We start from the raw sequence: 9775 nt of genomic DNA on the forward strand, positions 1-9775 counted from the left end.
ATCTGAATCAATTCAGATTGAAATCGTGCATGATTAATTTTGCTCTAAAAAAATAATGATTAAAATTTATAAAGTAAAGTAGATGAATGTATTTTCACGACATTGTAGGGATATTTATTAACTGGCCCTTTAACGGAGATGAAATTTTGTGACTGAGTATATTCTTGAATTGATTTAAGCAAACTCATTGCTTCTCGAGATAAGGGGGATATGGTTTTCTTTTTCCGCCTTCATCTGCTCTTTAGAAATAACCGAGATATTATGCTTAGGTGGAAATTACCCTTTAGATCCTGAAAAAATTGGATTTCCAAACTTAATTAGATCTTAAGAACTTAAATTTATCCTGAGAGAAAATATTTTTGAGGGTAGATCAGTGAGTCAACAAGTGAGTGTATTACGAAATAATAAAATATTTCTCAGTATTTGCACATTGGTCTTGGTAATTTTAGGAGTTTGGTGGGCGAGCAGTTCACTATTTAATAAAAATAAAGCGGAAAAATCAAAGCCACAAAATGTAACCGCCAATGAAACAGAAACCATAGATGTCTCTGGTAATCAGATTTTAATTTCGCCCACACAGATTCAACAGGCAGGTATTCAATTACAAACTTTAGGACAAGCGACAAGTGATGTACAACTTGCACTGACTTTGCAGGGGCAAGCGCAGTGGTCACCTCAAAGTAAAGTGGTCTTAACCAGCCCGATAGCGGGGATAGTTCAACAGGTACTGGTGCAACCTTTAGCCGAAGTGGGTCTCCATAATCCTGTACTGGCCATTCATAGCCCTGATTTAATTCAGATTCAAAATGAAATTTTACAAATTCGTGCACAACTGCAATTGGCCAGCCAAAATTTGGCACGTGAACGCAGTTTATATGCTGAAGGGATTATTGCTGAAAAACGTGTACAGGAAGCCCAGAATGTAGTGCAACGACTGAATATTGATTTGAGTGCCAAGCAACGCATGTTGCAGTTTATGGGAGGAAGTAGCAGTCAGGGACTGAATTCCGTAGTGTATGTTAAAAGTCCCGCCAAAGGCAGTGTAGAAAGTTTACAGGTATCTGCAGGTCAATATGTAGAAACCGGCGCAGTACTGGGTCAGTTGGTGAATAGTGATCTACCTTTGCAATTAATGTTGCAAGCCCCTTTAGCGGATAGCAAATATATCCAGATTGGCGATCTGGTTAAAGTTGAGGGGTGTGAAATTACTGGGCAGGTACAAAAAATTGCACCAGCACTTTCAGACAATACGCAATCTCAAAATGTTTTAGTTCAGATGAATGCCAAGGATAACTGTTTAAAAGTACAACAGTTTATTAAAGCGAATATTCAAAGCCATAACCCGACAACAGAAACTGCATGGGTAATACCAAGTACTGCCTTGACTTTAAAAGATAACAAGCACTTCATTTTTATCAAAAATCAAAATGGTTTCTTTGCAATGCCGGTGGAATTGGTGGGTGCGAACCAGCAGCAAAGTCATGTGATTGGAAACACATTAAAACCTGGAATTCAAGTTGCTGTGAATGGTGTCGAACGTCTAAAAGCCGTTTGGTCAGGTTTCGGTGCAGAGCAGGCACCACCTGCCAGTAGTAGCACTGCGATGAAATGAGGTTAGGCACATGTTAAAACGTATTATTGCATTTTCACTGAGTCAACGAATCCTAATGCTGTTATTGGGTGTGGCAATCAGTGTTGCAGGTTATTTGGCATTTACAAAATTGCCGATTGATGCCTTTCCCGATGTATCAAGTACACAGGTTCAAATTGTGATGAAATCTCCTGGCATGACGCCAGAAGAGGTGGAAAGCCGTATTGTGGTACCGATAGAACAGGAAATGTTGGGAATTCCTCATCAGACTGTATTACGTTCACAATCTAAATATGCCATTGCAATCATTACCCTGGATTTTGCAGAAGGGACAGATCCTTATTGGGCCCGACAACAGGTCAATGAGCGTTTGACTGGAGTCATGTCAGCTTTGCCTGGCAATGCCTCTGGTGGGATTGCGCCTATGACGACGCCATTAGGTGAATCTTTTATGTTCACTTTACATGGCCCTATGAGTGATATGGAAAAACGAACCTTGCTCGATCGGGTCGTCCGTCCACAGCTCAGAAAAATTGAAGGGGTAGCGGATGTCAATGTCCTGGGTGGTTTGGCACGTACTTTTGAAGTGACACCCAACCTGGATGCTCTGGCATCAAGAGGTCTATCTCTTGATCAGTTAAAACAAGCAATTGAATTAAATAATGCAAGTGACGGTGCCGGTCGTCTGAATGAAAATGGAGAATCATTACTGATTCGTAGCGATAGTCGTGTCACCAATTTACAAGAGCTGGGTGAGATTATTGTTTCCAATCATCAAGGGACACTGGTGCAAGTGAAGGACATTGCCGATGTCCATACCGGTGCCCTTACCCGTTACGGGGCAGTGACCGAAAATGGTCAGGGTGAAGCTGTTCAAGGGATTGTCCTTACTTTAAAAGGCGCCAATGCACGTCAGGTTGTGCAAAGTGTGCGTGAACATTTGCAGGACATTGAGAAAAACTTACCCCCGGGCGTTACGATCAAGCCTTTTTATGACCGTGGTGAACTGGTGAATCGTGCCATTCATACCGTGAGTAAAACCTTGATCGAGGCGATTGTACTGGTCCTGATTTTATTGCTGTTGTTTTTAGGCAATTTAAGAGCCGCTTTGGTTGTTGCCGCGATTTTACCTTTATCTGCGTTGAGTACCTTCTTAATGATGCGTCAGTTTGGATTAAGTGCCAACCTGATGTCATTGGGTGGCTTAACCATTGCTATTGGTTTGCTGGTCGATGCGGCTGTTGTGGTGGTGGAAAATATCGAAATGCAACTGGCAGATGCACACGAGTCCAAACACCGTTTGTTTTTACCGTCGCTGAACGTCATTTATCGCGCGGTTTGTGAGGTGGCGGTGCCGGTGACCGCAGGAATGATCATTATTATGCTGGTCTTCATTCCGTTGATGACGTTGCAGGGGCTGGAAGGGAAGCTTTTCTCTCCGGTGGCGCTGACCATTGTCTTTGCACTGTCGAGCTCACTGATTTTTTCATTAACAATTATTCCGGTGCTGTGTTCTTATTTCTTGAAATCTCAAGCACATCACACGCCATATATTGTTGCTAAGCTGGAACAGGCATATAGCAAGGTATTAAATGCAAGTTTAGCTCATCCGAAACGTGTTTATGCTTTGGCCGGAGGCGCTTTGGTGGTTGCTGCACTTATTTTCCCACTCATTGGTAAGTCTTTTATGCCAACCATGGATGAAGGTGACACCATATTGCAGCTGGAAAAAATGCCATCGATCAGTCTGCAAAATTCAATTGCACTTGATCTGGACATTCAAAGAAGAATTCTAAAACAAGTTCCAGAAGTGGCCCGCATTGTGGCAAGAACAGGCTCGGATGAACTGGGCCTGGACCCCATGGGCTTAAATGAAACCGATAGCTTTGTCATTTTGAAACCGCAAGATCAGTGGCAGGGACAAAGTAAGGAGCAGATTTTAGCCAAAGTTCGCCATGTATTGACTGACGTTCCTGGAGTCAATCTGACCTTTAGTCAGCCGATTGAAATGCGGACCTCAGAAATGTTATCAGGTGTACGTGGAGATTTAGCAGTCAAAATTTTTGGTACCGATTTAGACCAGCTAAATCAGCTGTCTAAGCAAATTTCTACCGTTCTACAAGGGATCAAAGGCAGTGAAGATGTCATGACGTTGGAAAATTCCGGGGTGCAATATCAGGAATTACGTATTCGTCGTGATATGGCTGTTCGCAATCAGCTAGATAGTCAAAGCATACAGGCACAACTCAAAATGCTCATCGAAGGGCAGCAAATTAGTTCGATTATTGAACAGGGTCGACCGGTTCCGTTGATGATCAAAGGTGATCCGCGTCTGGGGCAATCCAGTTTTGCCCTTGCAAATATGAATTTACCTGTTGAAAACTCAGCGGCTGTACCATTGTCCTCTTTAGCAGAAATGGTCAAGACTGAAGGTGTCGTTAAAATTGACCGGGAAAATGCTTCAAGAATGTCCGTTGTCCGTGCCAATGTGCGTGACCGCGACCTGGTCGGTTTTGTCGAGGAAGCAAAACAGCAGGTTGCCCAGAGAGTTAAATTACCGGCAGGATATTCATTGAAATGGGGTGGCCAGTTTGAAAATCAACAACGTGCAGCAGCGCGTCTGATGCTGGTTGTCCCTGCAGCGTTGACCATGATTTTTTTCCTGCTCTTTACAACTTTAGGTTCTGTTCGTCAGGCAGTACTGGTTTTTGTGAATATTCCCTTTGCTTTAATTGGTGGAGTCGTGGCCTTAGCCATTACCGGTGAATATTTATCGGTGCCTGCTTCGGTCGGATTTATTGCATTAATGGGGATTGCTGTACTGAATGGTTTGGTGATGATCGGTTATTTTAACCAGCTCATTTCACGCGGCATTGCAATTGAAGAGGTGGTTCGTGAGGGAGCTATGCGACGTTTACGTCCAGTGATGATGACTGCAAGTATCGCGGCTTTGGGTTTAATTCCCTTGCTCTTTACCACTGGGCCAGGTGCTGAAATTCAGCGTCCATTAGCGATCGTGGTAATTGGCGGGTTAATTTCCTGCACCTTACTGACGCTGATTTTACTTCCTAACTTGTTTAAACAATTTGGTTTAGTGCGAGATATTCATGTCTGAAATGTGCCAACTCTCTATCAACATCTCCAGTGATATTGCGGAAGAATTAATGAGCCATTTATGGCTCATTCCCGAGATTGTGACAGGATGTACCTGTATCCCGGCACAAGGTTTCGGCAGCCACCAACATTATCGCAACATTCAAGAAAAAATTCGGGGTGCAACTGAGCGTAATTTGATTCTGTTGATTTTACCCCTCGCAACTGTGCCTTTAATTTTAGCCCATATCCAAAAGAAATTTAAATCAAGTGACTGTTTCTATTGGGTATTACCAACCATAGCATCGGGTTATGCTGGTCAAGGAAAGGTGAACGAATGAAACCAGAGATAGCTACTCAACCCCGTTTGCTGGGTAAAGCCTTATGTTTAATAGGCTTGGGCTGTTGTGTGATGATGGCTTCTGTCGTCTCCGCGGAACCCGCTTTGGATCAGGTCTTGCCACCACTCGATGCGATCAAGCAGAGCTTGTCACAGCATCCAACTGTTCGGTCGGCAGTCTCGGATCAGGACTATGCCAATTTTGCAGGACAAGGGCTAAAACTGGGCCATCCCTGGACCGTACGTGCGGGGATGCAGCTTCGTAACACCGATGCCCAGGATGGTCAAACAAAGTCCAATAGTTATGAGCCGAACTTTGGTGTTGAAAAGCAGATTCGTTTGCCTGGCAAATACCGGCTGGATCAGGATTTGGCGCAACGAGGGATGAGTATTGCAGAATTAAAATATGAAGATGCCAAACATGAAGTTGCCAAAACCTTGCTGAATCAGTGGTTTGCCTATATGCGTAGTGCTTTGCAATTGACACGCTTAGAGGAACAGCAGGCAAGAATACAACACTATATGCAAATGACCCAGCAGCGTATCCGTGCTGGAGATGCCCCACGACTGGAACTGATGCTGCTCAGCAATGAATCTCGGCAAATCGAAGAACAATATATGCAGGCTAAAACAGCTTACTACCAAGCACAGCAGCTATTGTCACGTGATTATCAGGGGAAAATTCCAGAACACTGGAGCAGTGATGTCATCAAAATTCGCCCACTCGAATATACACAGACTGAATGGATACAGCAGGTTTTGTCTGCTAACCATGAGCTTGAGTTGGCCAAAACGCAGGCAGCACAGCAAGATGCGTTAGTCAAAAGAGAGAAACTCAATCGGGTAGCTAATCCTACGGTCGGAGTGGGCTATAGTCGTGAGCAGTCAGGCATTGAAAATTTGATGAGTGTGAGCGTTTCAATTCCACTCGCCAGTCGGCAAGTGCGGATAGCTTCTGGTATGGCCATGGCGGAAGCTCAAAAGGCCAATTTTGAGATCGGACGAGTAGAAAACCGTTTGCGTCAGGAAACGCAATACTGGTTCACGCAGATGGAGTCGGCAACTGTACGGAGTGAGCAGGCTCAACAGAATTTGGCACAGTTACAGCAACAACATGGATTGATGCAAAAAGCATATAAGCTCGGTGAATTGAGTTTAAATGAACTGTTACTCCATTCGCAGCAACTGGTTGATGCGCGTGGTCGAATTGATCAAGCCAAAATTGATTATGCAGAAAGCTTGAGTTTGCTATTGCTGAATTCACATCAACTATGGCCTTTACATGAGGATCATCAGGCAGAGTAAAATATAGTAGAGTGCTGATACATCAATGCCCTGTGTGGTCATTATTCGGCTGGTATTCTGTCTTTTTGGGGCCAGAGTATAGCTGATTACTTAATTGAGCAGCACGGTAAAAGCTTGATAAAATAGTATTTTACGAAAATATTTCGGTGCTATGTCTTTCAGAATTCAGCTATAGCTGTCGTTTTCACGGAAATAAAATTTAGGCTTGCAAGAAGTAGAATGAGAGGGGGAGCTCAGACGTGAGAATATTGTTAGTTGAAGACGATGTCTTACTGGCTAAGGCGACAGCACGGGGCTTAGACCAAGCGAATTTTGTTGTTGATATCGCCACCACAGCAGAACAAGCCTATCATTTTTTGGCGAGTTATGATTATCAGTTTATTTTGCTTGATTTAGGTTTGCCAGACAGGAATGGATTGGAAATTTTAAAGTCACTGCGTCGTAAAAAGAATAAAGTAGGCGTTATTATTTTGACTGCTCAGGATAAAATTCAGGAGCGAATTTCCGGTTTAGATGCTGGGGCAGATGATTTTGTAGTTAAACCCTATGATTTGTATGAAGTTATTGCACGGATTCAAGCAGTATTACGCCGTATTTCAGGAGAAGTGAGTGATTTGATTCAGATTGGCAATATTGCGGTTAATAAAGCGACTAAACAGGTACTGAGAGATCACACTGAAGTTGAATTAACCCCGAAAGAGTTTCACTTGCTAGAACTATTTATCCTTAACCGTGGCCGGATCATTTCACGGGAGAGTATAGAAAACTCATTTTATGCCTATGATGCAGATGTGAGCAGTAATGTGATACAGGTTTATATTCATAATTTACGGCGTAAGCTGGGAAAAAATATCGTGCGCACTGTACAAAGCTTTGGATATATTATGGATGAAAATTATTAATGGCCAATTTCATTCGCAGTTATTCACTGACCAGACGTCTATCATTTATTTTAATGGTCATCACCGCCAGTGTCTGGGTGGGTAGTTTAGGTTGTATTTACTGGGGAATGCAGCGTACCGCGAACAATATTTTTGATAAATCACTGGCTGAAACAGCCCATGCTTTACTTTCGACTACTTCAAGTTCACTGGCGGGGCAAATCCCGGATCATACGGTCATCGAGAAAGCTCAAGGGGAGCATTATAATCAGATTATTTTCCAGATCTGGCATCGTAATGGCAAGTTGATTTATCGTTCGGTTGGCGTTGGCACACATCCGTTTGTCCAGCAAGCCAACTTTGGCTGGATTAATATTCACAATCAAACCTATCGCAGTTATTCGGTTTGGGACAGCACCCACACTATACAAGTACAAATTGCACAGGTCTGGACTATCCGTCAGGATATCCAGAGAGATATGCTGTTATTTTTAATAGGGGTTTCAGCATTTTTTTTACCATTATTGTCTTGGCTGATTTTGCAGACCGTACGTAGCAATTTGTCCACTGTATTCAGTATCAGTCAAAATCTGGAAAAGCAGTCGATTGAACATTTAAAACCCATCAACCCTGTCGTGCCCAAAGAAATCGAACCTTTGGTGAAGTCATTAAATACATTATTGAGTGAAGTTGCAGAAAGCATGCAACGTGAAAAACGTTTTACCTCAAATGCAGCCCATGAGTTACGTACACCTTTGGCGGCGATCCGTCTGCATGCACAAGTTTTGCAGAGTGCACGTTCGACTGAGGAGGCACGAGAAGCAGCTGAGGACATCATGATTGGCATTGATAAAACCTCGCGAATGATTACACAGTTACTAACCTTAGCCCGGATTGAACCCAATGCTCATCAAATTCAAGGCTCGGTCGATCTCGTTAATGTGATTCAAAGTACTCTTTCGATGATGGATTTTCAGCTTTGTCAAAAAAAAGTTGACTTACAGTTACAACTGGAGTCAGCTCTAGTTATGGCTCAACCTGAGCAATTGGAAATTATGCTCCGTAATCTTTTAGAGAATGCCATCATCTATCGTAGTTATGAACGCCCGTGTGTCATAAAAATCAGTTGTGGCTGTGTTAAAAATTATAGCTTTGTGCAGATTGAGGATAATGGAATTGGTTTGGATGAAGCACAAATACCTCTGATTTTCCAAAGATTCTATAGGGTGAATCAGAACAGTGTCATTATTGGCAGTGGTCTCGGCTTATCGATTGTTAAGCAAATTGTCGATTTATATCACGGAAAAGTTGAGTTACATCGGACAAATGCTATTGGTGGTCTTATGGTTAGGATTGAATTTAACCAGCAGAACTAAATAATGGCGCTATTTACTGGGCTGAGAAGTAGTTTTCAAAATTGAAGATTGGGGTGCCATAACTACTTATGGCTATATAGCGACAGAGGTAAAAAAGCCTACTGTCCTACACTCATATATTGCAGCATAAGTCTGATAAAAGCAGTAATATAACTTATGCCACTTAAAGTGAGGGTGATATTAGAGTCTGTAACTCATTTTGTGTAAGTCCGATTTTTTATAAATGATCATTTAATCAACCATCGAAATGAATAGTAAATCAATTCATTGCTTAAAGTCATGAGTAGTAATGCCACATAAGATTGGCAATGTCTATTTCTTAGCAGGATTTAATGTTGCGAAGTAAATTACTTCTTTCTTCATAGAATCATCGGAAGAAAAGATTTTTCTTTTCTTGATTGACGGATCACACTATTCAATGACTCATTTGTATAAATTGTATGATGTACTTTAGCAGGATAGCTAATGTCTCCTCTGATACAATGGTTGTCCCTGAAGGTAGTATATGTCAACAAATTCACCAATCTTTACATAATGTAAAAGTCTTTTGGAAGCAGAATAAGGGTTCATCAGATACTTAAAATGGCACTGTTGCAAATAACCACGAATGGTAAGCTGAAGACTGTTTTAGCTAAAGGTGCAGCATATGAATCCTTTCCATGGTCGGCATTTTCAGGGCGAAATCATTCTTTGGGCTGTGCGCTGGTATTGTAAATATGGCATTAGCTATCGTGAACTGCAGGAAATGCTGGCCGAACGGGGTGTGAATGTTGATCACACGACTATTTACCGTTGGGTTCAACGTTATGCTCCTGAAATAGAAAAACGTTTACGCTGGTATTGGCGTAATCCTACAGATCTGAGCTCGTGGCATATTGATGAAACCTATGTAAAAGTGAATGGACGATGGTCTTATCTGTATCGTGCAGTCGATCAACGTGGCGATACCATTGATTTTTATCTTTCTTCTAGACGTAATACCAAATCAGCATATTGTTTTCTTGGAAAAATTTTAAATAATGTGAAGAAGTGGCAAATTCCACAAGTGATCAACACGGATAAAGCACCCACATATGGACGTGCTTTATCACGGTTAAAACGGGAAGGTAAATGTCCACCAGACCTTGAGCACAGGCAGATTAAGTATAAAAATAACGTGATTGAATGTGATCATGGCAAGCTAAAGCGG

The 9775-nt window shown here is 42.2% G+C and carries 7 protein-coding genes and 1 pseudogene; 7 read left to right on the top strand and 1 reads right to left on the bottom strand.

The features are described from left to right. Positions 1 to 373: 373 nt before the first annotated feature. From DPG01_RS17720 to DPG01_RS17745, 6 genes are all read left to right on the top strand, one after another. Positions 374 to 1612: an efflux RND transporter periplasmic adaptor subunit gene (locus DPG01_RS17720; protein ID WP_092692956.1), complete on the top strand. Its 1239-nt coding sequence runs from the start codon at positions 374 to 376 to the stop codon at positions 1610 to 1612. 10 nt (positions 1613 to 1622) lie between these two features. Continuing rightward, positions 1623 to 4706, top strand: coding sequence for an efflux RND transporter permease subunit (locus DPG01_RS17725; RefSeq protein WP_092692958.1), 3084 nt, complete (start codon positions 1623 to 1625; stop codon positions 4704 to 4706). Beyond that, positions 4699 to 5025, top strand: coding sequence for a DUF3240 family protein (locus DPG01_RS17730; RefSeq protein WP_092692960.1), 327 nt, complete (start codon positions 4699 to 4701; stop codon positions 5023 to 5025). The genes DPG01_RS17725 and DPG01_RS17730 overlap by 8 nt, the downstream gene beginning before the upstream one ends. After that, positions 5022 to 6329, top strand: coding sequence for a TolC family protein (locus DPG01_RS17735; protein ID WP_092692962.1), 1308 nt, complete (start codon positions 5022 to 5024; stop codon positions 6327 to 6329). The genes DPG01_RS17730 and DPG01_RS17735 overlap by 4 nt, the downstream gene beginning before the upstream one ends. A gap of 239 nt (positions 6330 to 6568) precedes the next feature. Further along, positions 6569 to 7231, top strand: a complete 663-nt coding sequence (locus DPG01_RS17740) for a response regulator (RefSeq protein ID WP_092692964.1) — start codon at positions 6569 to 6571, stop codon at positions 7229 to 7231. Continuing rightward, entirely contained in the window at positions 7231 to 8586 is a 1356-nt protein-coding gene (locus tag DPG01_RS17745) for an ATP-binding protein (protein ID WP_016165442.1), read from the top strand. Before DPG01_RS17740 ends, DPG01_RS17745 begins: the two co-directional genes overlap by 1 nt. Positions 8587 to 8901: 315 nt before the next feature. Here the strand turns inward: DPG01_RS17745 and DPG01_RS17750 are convergent. After that, positions 8902 to 9065, bottom strand: a pseudogene (locus DPG01_RS17750) (IS256 family transposase); the annotation flags it as partial. A gap of 167 nt (positions 9066 to 9232) precedes the next feature. On the opposite strand from DPG01_RS17750, the gene DPG01_RS17755 reads away from it, so the two are divergent. Next, positions 9233 to 9775, top strand: a 543-nt coding sequence (locus DPG01_RS17755; RefSeq protein WP_057694214.1) for an IS6-like element IS1006 family transposase, incomplete at its 3' end; no start/stop codon positions are given.

The sequence above is a fragment of the Acinetobacter sp. WCHAc060042 genome (genome assembly GCF_003231195.1).
GTDB lineage: Bacteria > Pseudomonadota > Gammaproteobacteria > Pseudomonadales > Moraxellaceae > Acinetobacter.

What these genes read in the sequence shown, in the direction of transcription:
- DPG01_RS17725 (WP_092692958.1), top strand. Translation starts at nt 1,623, where the DNA reads ATGTTAAAACGTATTATTGCATTTTCACTGAGTCAACGAATCCTAATG.
- DPG01_RS17730 (WP_092692960.1), top strand. Translation starts at nt 4,699, where the DNA reads ATGTCTGAAATGTGCCAACTCTCTATCAACATCTCCAGTGATATTGCG.
- DPG01_RS17735 (WP_092692962.1), top strand. Translation starts at nt 5,022, where the DNA reads ATGAAACCAGAGATAGCTACTCAACCCCGTTTGCTGGGTAAAGCCTTA.
- DPG01_RS17745 (WP_016165442.1), top strand. Translation starts at nt 7,231, where the DNA reads ATGGCCAATTTCATTCGCAGTTATTCACTGACCAGACGTCTATCATTT.